14 protein-coding genes are annotated in these 15,651 nt (G+C 68.3%); 11 read left to right on the forward strand and 3 right to left on the reverse strand.

Going from position 1 to position 15,651, the window contains the following annotated elements; all coding sequences use genetic code 11:
• Window positions 1-49: 49 nt before the first annotated feature.
• From BM150_RS13430 to BM150_RS13480, 11 genes are all read left to right on the forward strand, one after another.
• Window positions 50-583 carry a PRC-barrel domain-containing protein gene (locus BM150_RS13430; RefSeq protein ID WP_092927778.1) on the forward strand — a complete coding sequence of 178 codons (534 nt, stop codon included), beginning with the start codon at window positions 50-52 and terminating at the stop codon, window positions 581-583.
• An 87-nt stretch (window positions 584-670) separates the two neighbouring features.
• A complete protein-coding gene (locus BM150_RS13435; RefSeq protein WP_139219527.1) occupies window positions 671-1,135 on the forward strand; it encodes a hypothetical protein in 465 nt (154 codons plus the stop codon).
• 238 nt (window positions 1,136-1,373) lie between these two features.
• Window positions 1,374-1,634 (forward strand): hypothetical protein, encoded by a 261-nt coding sequence (locus BM150_RS13440; protein WP_043575913.1) that lies wholly within the window; start codon window positions 1,374-1,376, stop codon window positions 1,632-1,634.
• A gap of 4 nt (window positions 1,635-1,638) precedes the next feature.
• Window positions 1,639-1,890 carry a hypothetical protein gene (locus tag BM150_RS13445; RefSeq protein WP_092927608.1) on the forward strand — a complete coding sequence of 84 codons (252 nt, stop codon included), beginning with the start codon at window positions 1,639-1,641 and terminating at the stop codon, window positions 1,888-1,890.
• A 295-nt stretch (window positions 1,891-2,185) separates the two neighbouring features.
• Entirely contained in the window at window positions 2,186-5,107 is a 2,922-nt protein-coding gene (locus BM150_RS13450) for an FtsK/SpoIIIE domain-containing protein (RefSeq protein WP_092927609.1), read from the forward strand.
• Window positions 5,100-5,537 (forward strand): hypothetical protein, encoded by a 438-nt coding sequence (locus tag BM150_RS13455; protein WP_092927610.1) that lies wholly within the window; start codon window positions 5,100-5,102, stop codon window positions 5,535-5,537. Before BM150_RS13450 ends, BM150_RS13455 begins: the two co-directional genes overlap by 8 nt.
• A gap of 120 nt (window positions 5,538-5,657) precedes the next feature.
• Complete coding sequence (locus tag BM150_RS24925; protein WP_281243700.1) at window positions 5,658-5,873, forward strand: DUF397 domain-containing protein; 216 nt, start codon at window positions 5,658-5,660, stop codon at window positions 5,871-5,873.
• 162 nt (window positions 5,874-6,035) lie between these two features.
• Window positions 6,036-7,064 (forward strand): NADP-dependent oxidoreductase, encoded by a 1,029-nt coding sequence (locus BM150_RS13465; RefSeq protein WP_092927611.1) that lies wholly within the window; start codon window positions 6,036-6,038, stop codon window positions 7,062-7,064.
• Between the two features lie 116 nt (window positions 7,065-7,180).
• Complete coding sequence (locus BM150_RS13470) at window positions 7,181-8,806, forward strand: FAD-dependent oxidoreductase (protein WP_175496812.1); 1,626 nt, start codon at window positions 7,181-7,183, stop codon at window positions 8,804-8,806.
• Window positions 8,807-9,191: 385 nt separating this feature from the next.
• Complete coding sequence (locus tag BM150_RS13475; protein WP_092927613.1) at window positions 9,192-10,103, forward strand: ABC transporter ATP-binding protein; 912 nt, start codon at window positions 9,192-9,194, stop codon at window positions 10,101-10,103.
• The gene (locus BM150_RS13480) at window positions 10,100-11,356 is read left to right on the forward strand and encodes an ABC transporter permease (RefSeq protein WP_092927614.1); all 1,257 of its coding nucleotides are present in this window, start codon (window positions 10,100-10,102) and stop codon (window positions 11,354-11,356) included. Before BM150_RS13475 ends, BM150_RS13480 begins: the two co-directional genes overlap by 4 nt.
• 107 nt (window positions 11,357-11,463) lie before the next feature.
• Here BM150_RS13480 and BM150_RS13485 read toward each other — a convergent pair whose 3' ends face one another.
• The 3 genes from BM150_RS13485 to BM150_RS13495 all read right to left on the reverse strand — a co-directional run bounded on the left by BM150_RS13485 (window position 11,464) and on the right by BM150_RS13495 (window position 15,569).
• Window positions 11,464-12,768 carry a citrate synthase gene (locus BM150_RS13485; protein ID WP_092927615.1) on the reverse strand — a complete coding sequence of 435 codons (1,305 nt, stop codon included), beginning with the start codon at window positions 12,766-12,768 and terminating at the stop codon, window positions 11,464-11,466.
• Window positions 12,769-13,956: 1,188 nt separating this feature from the next.
• On the reverse strand, window positions 13,957-14,901 hold the full coding sequence (locus tag BM150_RS13490) for a carbohydrate kinase family protein (protein ID WP_092927616.1): 945 nt from the start codon (window positions 14,899-14,901) through the stop codon (window positions 13,957-13,959).
• Entirely contained in the window at window positions 14,898-15,569 is a 672-nt protein-coding gene (locus tag BM150_RS13495) for a TetR/AcrR family transcriptional regulator (protein ID WP_092927617.1), read from the reverse strand. The genes BM150_RS13490 and BM150_RS13495 overlap by 4 nt, the downstream gene beginning before the upstream one ends.
• Window positions 15,570-15,651 lie beyond the last annotated feature (82 nt).

Below are 15,651 nucleotides of genomic sequence, written 5' to 3' on the forward strand. Positions count from 1 at the left end.
GCTCCCGAACCACGACTCGGTACCCGACCGTACGATCGAGGCGGAGTCCATGAACGACGTGCCAGCCGCGCAGGACCTGATCGGAAACGAAGTCTACGACCGGGACGGATCACGTATCGGACGTGTCGGCAACATCTACGTGGACGACGTGACGCACCGGCCGGAATGGATCACGGTGCGCTCCGGGCCGCTGGGAGTGCGGGAGAGCTTCGTACCGCTCGGCGACGCCGCTGCCGAGGAGGGGGCGCTCAACCTCGATGTCTCCCGCGAGCGGGTGCGTACGGCTCCGCGCGTGGAGACGGAACACGGCCACCTCTCGGACGAGGACGGCAGACGGCTTCGCGAGCACTACGAACTCGCAGGTGCGACCGTTCCGAAACCGCGTGGTTCCTCGACACACGACACGGCCGCGCGAACACCGGAGCAGCGCGAGCCCCACTCCGGTCCCCGCGCGGTACCGGCCGAGGCGATGACCACCTCGGAGTTCGGCAGGCACCACCGACCGGAATCGGAACCGCGACCGGGGCACCTGATCCCCCGTCCCGAGGACGGCACGGGCGGCAAGCACCGCAAGGCCGACTGAACCGGTTCTTCCGGGTGATTCGCCGGTGCGACGTCAACGCATCGGACGATCGACAGCACCGCGGTGGGAAACGGGACAATGTCGGACGTGACCGCTTATGAGTCCGGCATGGAACTGCTGATCACCTTGGTGGTGGCCGCCGAGGACGAGGCGACGGCCCGTGATGCCTGCTCCGGCGTGGTCGAGCTCCTCGACGGCCGTGTGGTCCGAACGACCGACTGCTCCGACGAGGAGCCGGGCTGCCGTTCGGTGACGATCAGTCGGAAAACGGTCGATCCGGGCACGGGTAACCCCTCGGCGACCCTGGCACGGGCGGTGCGGAACGCACTGCACACGCTCGGCAGTGGATTCACCGGAAGCCGGGTCTCCTGCGAACCGCCGAGCGCGTGGACGGTCGTCGACGCTCCGGAGCTGGTCGGCGAACTGGTCCCCGGCGGTGAACGCGTGCTGCTGGAGGCGTGGCAGACCGGCTCCACCGCCCCGAGCACCGGCACCGGCGCACCGGACACCTCCGACCGCTACCCGCGTCAGGGCAATCGGCGCCCCGGTTGACCCCGAACACCGAACCGGTGCGGACCGTCGAACCGACCCGGCTCGTCGACCGGGTACGGCCGGGACCGTGGTCGGCTTCGCGTGGCTGTCGCACACGGACACGCCCGGTGGCCACCTGAGGACGGCCGGGCGCGCACGGAGCGCTAACTTGGTGATCGACATCGGTGTTCGACCAGGACGACCGAACGGTCGGCAAGGGGCATCCGACAACGACCATCCCGGAGGGGGCTCGAAACAGATGGCAGGTGTGGAAGAGGTTCGTGCGGGGATCGCACTCGCCAACCAGAAGGCATCGGAGAGCGTGGCCGCGTTACAACAGGCCACCCTCTCGCTGGAGGAGGCGCAGCAGGCACTGGCGACGGCCACGCAGGGCAGTGGACAGGAGGAGATCCAGCACGCCTACGGAATGCTGGCCGAGGCGGCACAGAGCCTCAACGGCATTCAGGGCACCATCAACGCCAGCATCACCTCGGCCGAGAACTACGCGGGACGGCTCTGACACCGTGTCGGCACTCGAAGAGCTCCAGCAGGCACTGCGGACGGTATCGGATCACCTCGAACAGGCCCAGCGGCAGCTGGTGACCTCGCGTACCGCGCTGCACCAGGCGGAGTCGGCGCTGCGGCGGATGGATCCGGACAACCCGGAAACCGTGGTGCCGCAGGGGATGCACCGCGCCGACGATCAGATCGAACGCACCCTGTCCACGGTGGAGCGGGTGGACGAAACCGTTCGCCGGTTCGTCACCGGCTTGTAGCGCACTTCGTGCTGTGGCGTGTCCGCGCGTGTCGAACGAGGGTCGCGGACACGTCGCGTTCGGAACTCCGGCACCGCTCCCGACTCCGAGAGCGCTCGCGACGCGCAACGAGCGTTCCGCCGAGGACGAACGAACGTCCCGAGTGGAACCTCCCGAACGGGAGGTGGCTCGTGACCCCACCGCGGCGGGTGGGCATCACCCGACATACCTACGAGGAACGGCTCACACTGCCGACCGGACGATGTGATCGGTGGTACTTTGCTTACGGTCAGTGATGCGAGTACCGAGGTGGAGTGTGCGTAAACGCAACGAACGGCGCGGCGCCATCCAGGCAGCCTTCGATCGGCTGAGCGCCACTGCCGCTACGGCTCGTGGAGCGGCGGCCAACGAACTCGCGCGTGTCAGGGCGGAAAGCGCCAAGCGGGAACACGCGCTGCGCATCGCACGGCACGGGGTCACGGCCACCGCACGCGATCCGGAGGAACTGGAGGGTTCGGAACAGGCCGAGTTCCGCCGCGCCCTGGAGGAAGCGGTCGAGGAACGTACCGAGGTGTTCTCCGAGTGGACCGCGCGTGGCCCGGGGCAGCTCGGCGAGCTGGTCGCCGAGGCCGCTCCCGGCACCGCCTCGGCACCGTGGCGGGAATGGCTCGGCAGCATCGGCGCGGCGGACGCCCGGACCCCCGCCCCCACGCTGTGGCGTTTCGGCACCGCCCACGCACCGGACGCTCCGGAGGCGGCCGAGTTCCCGGCGGCCGTTCCGCTGCTCGACGAGTCGCACCTGCGGATCACCTGCCGCTCCGGAACGTTGGAAAGCGCCACGAGGGACACCGCGGAATCGCTGGTGCAGAACCTGCTGCTGCGCATGCTGTCCTACTACGAACCCGGATTGGTCCGGGTGCACGTCTGGGACACCGCACGGCTGACGGGCACGTTGCCCGGGCTGTTCCCGCTGACCCGTTCCGGACTGCTCACCGCGCACGATCCGACCAGACTGGACGACCTGCTGGAGGAGCTGGCCGAGCACATCCGCCGAATCCACACCACCGCGCTGCTCGGCGGTCACACCTCGCTGAAATCGCTGGCCGCCGAGACGGGTCACCGCGGTGAGCCCTGGCGGGTGGCGGTGCTCTTCGGGGACGGCGAACCGCTCAAGGATGAGCAGCAACAGCAGCTGCAACGTGTGGCGCGCAACGGGCTCGCCTGCGGGATTCAGCTGATCGTGGTGGACCTGCCGATGACGGTCAACAACGCGCTGGAATCGGTGACGCTGCTCGCCCCCGATCTGGCCCGCAGCAGCATGACCGGGCCACACCTGGCGATTCGCCCGGACGAGGTCCCGCCCCGGGAGCGCGTGAGCAGGGCCTGTTCCGCGATCTCGGAAACGTTCCAGTCCAGGCGCGCACGGGTGCGCACCTTCGACGACCTGCTCCCCGAAGGACTGTGGACGCAGGACTCCACCAGCGGCCTGTCGGCCCCGGTGGGATTCTTCGAGGGTGAACCGGTGCGGATCTCGCTCGGCGACACCAGCCCGCACACGCTGATCGGTGGGCCGAGCGGTTCGGGGAAGACGAACTTTCTGTACGGCATGCTCGGCAGCCTGGCCGCGCGGTACAGCCCGGACGAGCTGGAGATGTACCTGCTCGACTTCAAGGAAGGCGTGTCGTTCGCGCAGTTCACGCCCGGGAACCGGGACCCGAGTTGGCTGCCGCACGCACGGCTGGTCGGGGTCAACGTCAACACCGACCGCGAGTTCGGGTTGGCGCTGCTGCGTTTCCTCGCCACCGAGATGCGCAGGCGGGCCGACGCCGCCAAGGAGCAGGAAGTCACCAAGCTGGAGGAACTGCGGCAGCGGGATCCGAAGGGAAGATGGCCACGCATAGTGGCGGTGATCGACGAGTTCCAGTACCTGTTCGCCGAACGCGACGCGGTGTCCAGTCAGGCCGCCACGCTGTTGGAGGACGTCGCGCGCCGTGGTCGATCCCAGGGGATTCACCTGGTGCTGGCCAGTCAGGACGTTTCCGGGATCGAGGCGTTCTGGGGGAAGCCGGCCATCTTCGAGCAGTTCATCCTCCGGGTGGCGCTGCCGAAGGCGCGCCGGGTGCTGGTGGACAACAACACCACCGCCCTGGAACTGCCCCGCTGGCACGCGGTGATCAACCACGAGTCCGGCGTGAAGCACGGCAACGAGGTGGTCCGCGTGCCGGACGCGACCGCTTCGGAAACGTTCGACTCGCTGCAGCACCGGCTCTGGGAGCGGCACCTCTGGGAGACCGGCAGGCGCAACGCCCTTCCACCCCGGCTGTTCGACGGTTCGCACCTGCCCGGTCTGATCGGCACGTCGGACTTCGATGAACTGCGTCCGGTGACGACACGTCGTCCGAGGGTGCTGCTGGGGCAGGTGATCGACGTGCGGGGCACGGCAGCGGCGCTGTCGTTCGAGCGCTCCCCGGGGAGGAACCTGGCCGTGCTGGGCTCGGCCCAGGTGGACGCCACGGCGGTGCTGGGGACGAGCGCGCTCTCCCTCGGGCGGCAGTTCTCCCCCGGCGGGGCCGAGTTCACGATCGCGACGTTGACCGAGGACACCTCCGAGGACGCGTGGGCCGTCGCGAGCGCCCTGCGCGATGCCGGGCACACGGTCACTTTCATCGGCCCCGGTGAGCTCGGCGAGGCGCTGCGAGTACTGTCCGATCTGGTCGACGAACGCAGCGGGTCCGGTGGGGCGGGCTCGGAGACCGTGCCGCACTACCTGCTGTGCTACGCGGTGGACGCCGCGCAGTCGATGCTGGAGCGCAAGGACCCGGAGAGCAGGGTCAGCGGACTGGACCAGCTGCGCAAGACGCTCAAGCAGGGTCCGGAGTGCGGGGTGCACACCATCGGCTGGTGGCGCAGCGCCCAACGGCTGCGCAACACGCTGGGCATGGGACCCACCGACGACATCGGGGCCTGGGTGGCGTTCGACGTGCAGGGCCAGGAGCTCGCGCCGTTGGCGGCCGGGCAACTGATCACGTGGTCACCCCGGGTACATCGCGGCCTGTTCTTCGACCGTTCGGTGCACTCGCATCCCGAGGTGATCCTGCCGTTCGACCTCTCCGAAGCGGTGGACGGTTCCACCGGGGAGCCGGAGGAGGTCACGGCGGAGCCGAACAACCTTCCCAGACCACGCGGGCCGGAAACGGTTTCGTCCAACATCTCCGGGGAAGAGGCGACCGATGACTGAGGCAGCGGGTGGTTCCGGGGTTCCCGAGGAACGGCACGGTACGGATACCGAACGCTACAAGGAGATCGTCGCGCTGGCCACCGACGCGGTGGAGCGGCTGCACGAGCTCGAACGCGATCGCGTCGAACGGCTGGAGCGGGAGCTGAGCGGTGAGCGCGACCTCGTCGAGCAGGCCGAGCAGCAGCAGGAGGAGGTCGAGGAAGGGGTCCGGCTGCGGTGGAACGCCGCCATGGAGGCGCTGTGGGAGGAACGCTGGCTGCGCGTGACGCAGCTGCCCGCGCCGGACACCACGGCCGAGCCCGCCGGCGCCGAGGACGCGATCAGGTCCGTGCAGCGGGCCTACCTGGACCTCTACGGGGAGCTGGAGCAGGGGCGCTGGTCCGCGCCGAACTGGATCCCAACCGGTTGGATCAGTCGCCGGGAGCGGTAGCCAGCACGTGTTCGACGGCGTGATACGTAGTTATCCGCACCCCGCTGGCCTCGGCACGGAGTCAAACCTTTCTCCTCGCGAATCACTGGATCTCGGCCACAACGTGTTCGAGGAGCTGTCTTGAGCAACGACCCACGGACCGGACTGTCGAGTCGAGCATGGCGAAAAAGCAGCCACAGCACCGGAACCGGGAACTGTTTGGAGATCGCGTCGTCGAACGAAGGTTCCCGCTTGGTACGCGACACCAAGAACCGAAATCTCGGTCCGCTCGTACTGGGCCCGGGAAGCTGGCTGGCTTTCATCGACACTGTGAAATCCGGACGCTTGGACTATTAATCCCGAGCAGATACCACGACCTCCACTGACGACACCTCGGGTAGCCGACGGGCGGTCGATCCACTCCCGACCGACCGGTCGGTACGATCGCACCACGCGGGCTCGCCACATGGCGACACCCCGGCAGTACGGGTAAAATTACGGTACTAACTAGTTCCGCATATGGAGGTTCTCGTGAGCGACTCATCCGTCCCGACCACGGGCGTGGAAATCCGGCTGGCATCCCGTCCGCAGGGGTGGCCCACCCACGACAACTTCGAGGTCGCGGAAGCACCCGTCCCCCAGCCGGAGACGGGACAGCTTCTGGTGCGCAACAAGGTGATGAGCGTCGACCCCTACATGCGGGGCCGAATGAGCGCGGCCAAGTCCTACGTCGCCCCCTTCGAGGTCGGCAAGCCGCTGGACGGCGGCGCCGTCGGCGAGGTCGTGGTCAGCGCCTCGGAGAAGTTCGAGGCGGGCCAGCTCGTGCTGCACAGCCTCGGCTGGCGGGAGTACGCCCTGGTGGACGAGTCGCAGGCGACCACGGTCTCCGACGAGGCCCCGCCGAACGCCTACCTGAGTGTCCTCGGCATGCCCGGCCTGACGGCCTACGTGGGCCTGATGGACAAGGCCGAGTTCCAGGAGGGCGACACCGTGTTCGTCTCCGGCGCGGCGGGCGCCGTGGGCTCGCTGGTGGGGCAGCTCGCGAAGCTGAACGGTGCCAAGCGCGTGATCGGCAGCGCCGGTTCGGCCGAGAAGGTCCGCCACCTCACCGAGGACCTGGGCTTCGACGCGGCGTTCAACTACAAGGACGGCCCGGTGGCCGAGCAGCTGCGCGAGGCCGCTCCGGACGGCATCGACGTCTACTTCGACAACGTCGGTGGTGACCACCTGGAGGCCGCCATCGGCGCGATGAACGACTTCGGTCGCATCGCCGCCTGTGGTGCGATCTCGCAGTACAACGTCACCGAGGCGCAGCCCGGCCCGCGCAACATGTTCCAGTTCGTGACCAAGCGGCTGAGCATGCGGGGCTTCATCGTCAACGACAACGGTCACCGCAAACGGGACTTCTTCGAGCACGTCGCCCCGCTGGTCCGGGAGGGCAAGCTGCACTACGAGGAGACCACGGTGGACGGGCTGCGCAACGCTCCCGAGGCGTTCCTCGGAGTGCTTCGCGGGGACAACACCGGCAAGATGATCGTCAACGTCTGAGAGTTCACAACGGACTCCGCGTAAGTGGTCCGGTGGCCCGCCCGTGAGTCGGCGCCCTGCCGCGTTGGTCCGGCTCCTGAACAGCGCCACCCCGCCGGAACGGGACTGACGTGATCATGACCGACTCACCGAGCGGCACTTCCCCGCGCGCCACGTCGTTGCACGCGGCCAGACGCGACGCGGAACTCGCGGAACTGGCCGCCGGGGCGCGTCCGGACGTGCTGGTCGTGGGCGGCGGGGTCACCGGCACCGCCGCGGCCCTCGACGCGGCGGGGCGGGGGCTGTCGGTCGCGCTGGTCGAGGCCGAGGACCTGGCGAACCACTGCCCACGGTGGTCGGACATCCTGCCGGACGGTCGTCCCCACGACGGCCGTCCGGCGGAACTCGTCCGGGCACGCCGCGACGCCGTGGAGCGCGAAGTGCTGCTGCGCACCACCGCGCCGCACCTGGTGCGCCCGTTGCCGCTGCTCGTACCGCTGGACAGCGGAGTGCCGCGCCGCGCGGAGCTGGGGTTGCTGGCCCACTCGAACAGCGCGAACGCGATGCGCGTGGCGGCGGGCACCCCGGCTACCACGCTTCCGGCACCACGCCGGATTCCCGCCCCGGAAGCACGCGCACTGGCTCCCGGGCTGTCCGTGCCGGGACTGCGGGGCGGGCTGCTGGAGTTCGGGGTCCAGCAGCCGGACGAGGCGAGGCTGGCGGTGGCACTGGCGCGCACTGCCGCCGGACTCGGCGCACGCGTGCTCACCAGGGTCCGTGCGATCCGACTGCACCGGGACGGGGCGGACGTGCTGGACCGGCTCGGGGACTCCGAGATCCGGTTGAGGGCCCGCGCCGTGATCAACGCCACCGGTCCGCGCTCGGCCGAACTGGTCGATCGCCCACCGCTGAACACCTTCCGGACGCCGGGGGTCGTGCTCGATGCCGCGGCCGTGGGGGCCACCGCGACCGGGCTGATCGCACCGCGGGCCGAGGGCTCCGGTAAAGCCGTGCGGTGCGTCCCACAGCCGGGGAACCGGCTGCTGGTCACGGCAGGCAGCGTCGAACTCGGCGGCACTCCCCCGGAAGCCACGGGACGGCCGGAGCCGAGCGATTCCGAGACGAGCGGCCTGCTCGCGGCAGCAGCCGGGCTGCTCGGTCCGGCGGCACGTGCGGCGCACTCGCTGGACGGCCAGGTGGTATCGCACGCGGTCCCTCGGCGAACCGACGGCCGGGGAGGCTCCGCGCGCGGGACAGGGGGTGCCACGCTGGAGGCACTGTCGGATTCCCGGAAGCGGGAGCATCACGTGCACACCTCACCCGCCGGAGTCATCAGCGTGCTGCGAGGTGCTCTCGCGCCGTACCGCACGGCCGCCGTCGAGGCCGTCGACAGGGCCGTGCGTGATTGCGGACTCCGCGCCGGGAACAGCCGCACGGCGAAGACGCCGCTGGTGGGTGCCACGGACCGGGGGAAACTCGCCGAACTGGATGCGGAGCGACGGCTGATCGACCGCTACGGCACCGAGGCCGAACGTGTGTCGGCGATAACCGAGCTCGACCCGACGCTGCGCGAACCGATCGTTCCCGAGCTCTCGACCAGCGCCGTCGAGGTGGTCTGGGCCGTACGGCACGAGGGGGCGATGAACGCGGCCGACGTGCTCGACCGCAGAGTGCGCCCCGGCCTGCCCCCCGAGGTCCGCGCCAGGGCGTTGCCCCGGGTGGCCGATCTGGTGACCAGGGCGCTGCGCGGGGTGTACCACTGATCCGGATCGCCTCCCGGCCCGGCGATTTCGCGAGAAATTGACGGAGACCGGGGCCGTGCGCCCCACCCTCGCGGAGATTTCGCGAGAAATCGCCGCCGCTCTGCGGCCCTACCATCCCCTTACGACTGATAGCCGCCGGGTCACGGACAGCGGAACGCGTCGCGGAGCTCTCCCCCAGCCTCGCCGGGACCGGGCCTTCCCGGCCGGTAACGGAGCGACGCGAAAGCCCCCAACAGTCGCGTTTCCACCGATAGGGTGAAGATTCGAAACCGAACTCGCGTGTGGTGCGTAGCCACGTTCGGACGACACCGGTGCGCGGAGCACAGCACGACACGCGTGCCTGACGGCGGAACACCGTCGTCAACGACAACCGAAGGAGAATTCCGTGCCCGAAGGCGCGCTGGAGATCGACCGGATCTCCAAACGCTACGGGGACGTCGTGGCCCTCGACGAGATGTCACTCACCGTGCGAAGCGGGGAGATGCTGGGGTTCGTCGGCAGCAACGGCGCCGGGAAAACCACCACCATGCGGATCGCGCTGGGTGTGCTCGCGGCGGACTCGGGGCAGGTGCGCTACGACGACGCGCCCGTCGACCGGATGACACGCAGCCGGATCGGCTACATGCCGGAGGAACGCGGGCTCTACCCGAAGATGAAGGTGCTGGAACAGCTGCGGTACCTGGGCGAGCTGCACGGCATGGAACGCGCGGCGGCCGACCGCGCCGCGAACTGGTGGACCGAACGGCTGGAGCTGTCCGAACGCCGCGGGGACCAGCTGCAGAAACTCAGTCTGGGAAACCAGCAGCGGGTGCAGCTGGCCGCCGCGCTGATCCACGATCCGGCTGTCCTGATCCTCGACGAGCCCTTCTCCGGCCTCGACCCCGTGGCCGTCGAAGTGATGAGCACCGTGCTGCGTGAGATGCGCGACCGCGGTGTTCCGGTGGTGTTCTCCAGCCACCAGCTCGAACTGGTGCAGCGGCTGTGCGACCGGGTGGGCATCGTGCGCCGCGGCAGAATGATCGCCGACGGCACCGTCGAGGAACTGCGGTCCAGCGGCCCGGTGCGGTTGAACGTGCACGCGCCGGAGGCACCGGCCGACTGGGCGGAAGGGCTGCCCGGCGTGAACGTCGAGAGCAGCGAGAACGGGCACACCACACTGCGGCTCGACGACACGGCCGACGATCAGCGGGTGCTGCGTGCCGCGCTGGAAACCGGCCCGGTGCACGAGTTCAGCAGAACCCGTCCCAGCCTGACCGATCTGTTCCGCGACGCCGTAACCGAGGAGCCCGACGAGTGAAACGGACACTGCACACCGTGTGGCTGGTCGCCCGACGCGAACTGCAGACCAGGGTGCGAACCCGGGCGTTCGTACTGGGAACGCTGCTCATGGCACTGCTGGTGCTGGCGTTCCCGGTGGTGATGCTCTTCGCGGGCGCTTCGAACGCACCCGAGGACGACCTGAGCGCCTCGGACAGCACGACTCGACTGGGGATCACACCGTCCGCGAACGGGCTCGCCGAGTCCCTGGAGCGAAAAGCGGGGGTGGACCGACCCGCCATCAGCATCCGGAAGGTCGCCGACACCGAGATGGGCAAGAACCTGGTGCACGAGGGCGAACTCGACGGAGTGGTCGCGGGAACCCCCACCGCTCCGGAGCTGTTCGTGGAACAGCACGTCTTCCCGCACCTGGAAAGAGCGCTCACCACGATCACCTACAACAACCAGCTCGACGCCGAGATGTCGGACGCGGGCCTGGATCCCCAGGCGGTGCGCGACCGGGCCGGTCAGGGCGAAGTGGCGATCATTTCGATGGGGCAATCGCAGGACGCGGCGGACGGCCCGATGGCCGGGATCTCCGACGCGGAGAAGGCCCAGCGGCTGATCATCGCGATGATCTCCACCTTCCTGCTGTACATGTTCCTGATCATGACCGGCCAGATGATCGCGCAGGGCGTCGTGGAGGAGAAGTCCAGCAGGGTCGTGGAGGTGCTGCTGGCGACCATCCGCAGCACCGAGCTGATGGCCGGAAAGATCGTCGGGATCGGGATCACCGGGCTGATCCAGTTCGCGGTGATCGGGGTGCTCGGATTCGCCGCTGCCACCGCCACAGCCGTACTGACCCTGCCCACCTTCACCGTGGCGGGACTGCTCGGCTGGGCGGTGCTGTGGTTCCTGCTCGGCTTCACGCTCTACGCGACGATGCTCGCGGCGGCTTCCTCACTGGTCTCACGCCAGGAGGATCTGCAGAGCGTGATAACCCCGGTGATCATGATGCTGATCGTGCCGTTCTTCGTCGGGGTGTCGGTACTGCCGAACAACCCCGACGGCACCGCCGGGACGGTGCTGTCGATGGTTCCGGGCTTCTCCCCCATGCTGATGCCGATGCGGGTGGCGCTCGGCGGTGTGCCGCTGTGGCAGGGGGCGCTCTCGGTGGTGCTCTCACTGGTGGCGAGCGCGGCCGTGCTGTGGCTGGGCGGCCGGATCTACTCGAACGCGGTGCTGCGCACCGGAGCCAGGGTTCGGCTCAAGGACGCGCTGCGGGCTTCCTGACGAACCCCTGAGGAGCGTGTCGGCGGGCACGAACGAGCGAACGGGCCGCTCGACCATCCGAGCGGCCCGTTCGGTGCACCGGAGCGCAACAGGATTCCGAGAAGGATTCAGCGCTCGTTCATCGGCACGTAGGCACGCTGCGCCTGGCCGGTGTAGACCTGACGCGGCCTGCTGATCTTGCGGGCGGGGTCGTCCAGCATCTCGCGCCAGTGGGCGATCCAGCCCGGCAGCCGCCCGAGGGCGAACAGCACGGTGAAGAACTTGGTGGGAAAGCCCATGGCCTTGTAGATCAGGCCGGTGTAGAAGTCCACGTTCGGGTAGAGGTTGCGCTCGATGAAGTAGTCGTCGGAGAGCGCGCGCTCCTCGAGCTTGCGCGCGATGTCCAGCAACGGATCGTTGGAGCCGAGCTTTTCCAGCACCTCGTCGGCCGTCTTCTTGATGATCCGGGCACGCGGATCGTAGTTCTTGTAGACGCGGTGCCCGAAGCCCATGAGCTTGACGCCGGGCTCCTTGTTCTTCACCCGGGACACGAAGGAGTCGACGTCCCCGCCGTCGGCGCGGATCCCCTCCAGCATGTCCAGCACCGCGCTGTTCGCGCCGCCGTGCAGCGGCCCGAACAGGGCGTTGATACCGGCCGAGATGCTGGCGAACAGATTCGCCTCGGAGGAGCCGACCATCCGAACGGTCGAGGTGGAGCAGTTCTGCTCGTGATCCGCGTGCAGGATGAACAGCAGGTCCAGCGCACGGGCCATGGTCGGATCGACCTCGTACGGCTCCGCGGGGAAACCGAACGTCATCCGCAGGAAGTTCTCCACCAGCCCGAGCGAGTTGTCGGGGTAGAGGAACGGCTGACCGGCGGACTTCTTGTACGCGTAGGCCGCGATCGTCGGCAGCTTGGCGAGCAACCGGTGGGTGGAAAGCTCGACCTGCTGCCGGTCGAACGGATTCAGGCTGTCCTGGTAGAAGGTGGACAGCGCCGAGACCGCCGAGGAGAGCACCGGCATGGGGTGCGCGTCCCTGGGGAACCCGTCGAAGAACTTGCGCAGGTCCTCGTGCAGCAGCGTGTGCCTGCGGACCCGGTCGGCGAAGTTCTCGTACTGCTCCGCGGTGGGCAGCTCGCCGTAGATCAGCAGATAGCTGACCTCGACGAAGTTCGACTTGTCCGCGAGTTCCTCGATGGGATAGCCCCGGTAGCGCAGAATCCCGGCATCGCCGTCGATGTAGGTGATGTCGGATTCGCAGGCCGCGGTGTTGACGAAGCCCGGATCGAGCGTCACCAAACCGGTTTTGGCCATCAACTTGTCCAAATTGACACCGGGCGCGCCTTCGGTGGGAGCGGTCACGCCCATTTCGTGCTCGCCGGCGTCGTAGCGCAGCGCGACAGTGCGTTTGGCGGTCGCGTCGTCGGGCATTCTCCGAACCTCTCGCGCTCAGTCTGGGGGGTACTGCCGCCGACCAGCGGTACGTCCGACACCCGAAGCGCCGGGGTCACCCGTTCCCGATCGAGCGCACACGCCGGCCGGGATCAATCCGAACCGCCGCAGCACCACCCCGTTGGGGTCCTGTCAGTAGTCACGCTAGACCGCGAGAGGCCTCTCACGCAGCAACGGTGTCAGCTGAAACGGGAAGGTGGGACCACGATCACACCCGTTGTTCATCCCGCCGAAGCGCACACGTCACACCCCTAGTTGTCGGCGTCACATCCCGGTTCGCGCAGAGGGGCAGGTGGGAGACGCCGACCGCGCGAAGGGCGGAACGGAGGTTCGCGCCGGAAGATCGACCGCTGATCGACAACCGAACCCTCGAAAAGTGACCGACATCACTTCTTCGCTCCGGGGCTATAACACCCACTCGAAAGAGTGAACCGACACTCTTTCGGGTTAACGGGTCGCTTCTGCGCACCACAGCAAGATCCACTGCCAACCGGGAGCGCCACCGCGAGAGCCTCGCCTCGGAAAACACCCAGCAACGCGCCATCGCGCGAACACGAAGCGTGATCTTCATCGAACAACATGCTGCGAATGTTTTTCACGAAAGTGTTTCGCAAATACCCGGCGTGTTTACCTAACACGGAGAGTATTGATCACTTTGCACTTCCGTGTGACAGACAAACCCCGGAAACGCCACTAACTTCTTCATCGCGGCCGCAACATGAAAAACAATCGCCAAATTGAGCAAAGGAAAGCAACGTGGTCATTATTCAGTCGCTGATCGACCTCCTCGTGAACATCGACGTGCTCTGAAACGAGGACTCCCGTCGACGATCGGCACGCCAGGAGTGGCTGTGCCGGTTCCACAGGTGAGTGAGGGGCACCCCGGCTCCCAAGGGGTGCCCCTCTTTCACGTCTGTCCGAGAATTGCCGTCCCATCGGCTGCCGAGTGGCTCGCTCGGCGGAACCTCTCGCACGGCTCTCGCTCCGGAGAACCGCGGCGGCGCCGGTGGCGAGGGTGGTCGGGGCTCGGCCCGCGGGCGTGGTGGGGGCTCGGCACTGCGCCGCTGCGGCGTCGATTTCTCGCGAAATCGCCGCGATGGTGAGGCGCACGGCCCCGGCCTCCGTCAATTTCTCGCGAAATCGCCGCGCCGTCGGTCGGTACGCGGTTCAGAGTTCGGAGGCGTAGGGCGGTTCGGCCCCCTGGCGGGAGACCGTGACCCCGGCTGCCGCTGCCGCGAAGTTCAGCGCGGCGGTCCAGTCCGCCGCCGAAAGCCCGCGCACCGCGGCAGCGGACAACGCCCCGGCACTGCGCAACCAACACAGCAACGCGGCCTGAATGGTGTCCCCCGCCCCGATCGTGTCCACAACCGACGTCTCGGCGGCGGCCACCTCGACGAGCCCGCCGTCCGCGGTCAACACCGCCATCCCGTCAGCGCCCCTGGTCAGCACCACCGCTGCCGGACCACGGCCGAGCCAGTCCCGTAACGCCTCGAACAGCTCCGGCGATTCGACCGCCGACTCCGAGCCCACCAGCCACGCGGCGTCCTCGACCGAGAGCTTCAACAGGTCCACGGCGGGCAACCAGCTCAGGAAACGTCGCCGGTAGGCGTCCGGGTCCTCGATCAGATCCGCCCGGATGTTCGGGTCGAGCGCTGTGAACCTCCCCCGTTCGGATTCCCGGAACAGCACCCGCTCGTGCACCGAGGCTCCCGGCTCCAGAACCATCGCCAGCGTCCCGAAGGAGAGCGCCTCGACCTCCGGGGGCAGGTCACCGGGGTCCGCGACGAGCGGCGCGGCGGTGCCCTCGGTGTGGAAGCCGTACCGAGCGGATCCCCGCTCGTCCAGCTCCACCACCGCGAGCGTGGTCGGTTCCGCCCCCACCTGCACCTCGGTGGTGTCGGCACCGGCTTCGTGAAGGCGCTTCAGCAGTTCGGTACCGAACCGGTCACGGGACAACCGGGTGAACATTCCCACCGGAGTCGCCAGCCTGCCCAACGCGATGGCGACGTTGTAGGGACCACCACCGAGTCGGGGATGCAACGGTGCGAGCTCGCCCCCACGTGCTTCACCGGGAACCAGATCGACCAGGGCCTCACCGCAGATGAGAATCAACTTTCTTCCGTACCGTTTTCTTCCGTGCTCCGCGCCGGATCGGTCTCCGAGGCGGACAGCCCTCCCACCAGGAAGTCCGAGAGCGCGTCGAAGGCGGCCGCGTCGGAAAGCCCCGTCCGCTCGGAGATCTCACCACGTTGGATGGCCGAGAGCGTGAGTCCGACCATCTCGGCCACCAGCGCGGAGTCGACCTCGCGGAAGACACCCGTCCGCACCCCTTCGTGCACGTCCTGTCGAATCCGGTCGGCGGCCGCCCTCGCGTTGGACTCGTAACTGGCTCGGGTGGCCGGGTTGCTCGCCATGTCCGCGATGAACCGTCTGCTCGCGGGGGCCAGCTCGGCCGCCGCCGCCTTGAGGTACGTGCGCATCCGGGAGCGCGGATCGGTGCACTCGGCGACCCGTCGCTCGATGTTGACGGTGGCTCGTTTGAAGAAGTGCCCCACCACGCGCACGGCGAGCTGTTCCTTGCTGTGCGCCAGCGTGTAAAGGGTGGACTTGGAGCAGTGCATGCGTCCGGCCAGCTCGTCCAGGGTGAAGTGCGCGAAGCCCTCGGCCAGGAACAGCTCGCACAGCCGGTCCAGCAGTTCCGCCCGACGGGCCCGCACAGCCGGGGTTCGGGCGGTGTCGCACGGCTCGTGAGCGGTTTCCGCCGGACGGGAATGAGTCATCGTTCGAGGCTGCCACAGGCGGGGAGATGAACCGCCCCTCGGGACGGCAACAGGTCGAAACCGGTTTCGCCGAGTACTCGAC

This window comes from Actinopolyspora alba, from assembly GCF_900112765.1.
Classification (GTDB): Bacteria; Actinomycetota; Actinomycetes; order Mycobacteriales; family Pseudonocardiaceae; genus Actinopolyspora; species Actinopolyspora alba.

What these genes read in the sequence shown, in the direction of transcription:
- BM150_RS13430 (WP_092927778.1), top strand. Translation starts at nt 50, where the DNA reads ATGAACGACGTGCCAGCCGCGCAGGACCTGATCGGAAACGAAGTCTAC.
- BM150_RS13440 (WP_043575913.1), top strand. Translation starts at nt 1,374, where the DNA reads ATGGCAGGTGTGGAAGAGGTTCGTGCGGGGATCGCACTCGCCAACCAG.
- BM150_RS13455 (WP_092927610.1), top strand. Translation starts at nt 5,100, where the DNA reads ATGACTGAGGCAGCGGGTGGTTCCGGGGTTCCCGAGGAACGGCACGGT.
- BM150_RS13465 (WP_092927611.1), top strand. Translation starts at nt 6,036, where the DNA reads ATGGAGGTTCTCGTGAGCGACTCATCCGTCCCGACCACGGGCGTGGAA.
- BM150_RS13470 (WP_175496812.1), top strand. Translation starts at nt 7,181, where the DNA reads ATGACCGACTCACCGAGCGGCACTTCCCCGCGCGCCACGTCGTTGCAC.
- BM150_RS13485 (WP_092927615.1), bottom strand. Translation starts at nt 12,768, where the DNA reads ATGCCCGACGACGCGACCGCCAAACGCACTGTCGCGCTGCGCTACGAC.
- BM150_RS13495 (WP_092927617.1), bottom strand. Translation starts at nt 15,569, where the DNA reads ATGACTCATTCCCGTCCGGCGGAAACCGCTCACGAGCCGTGCGACACC.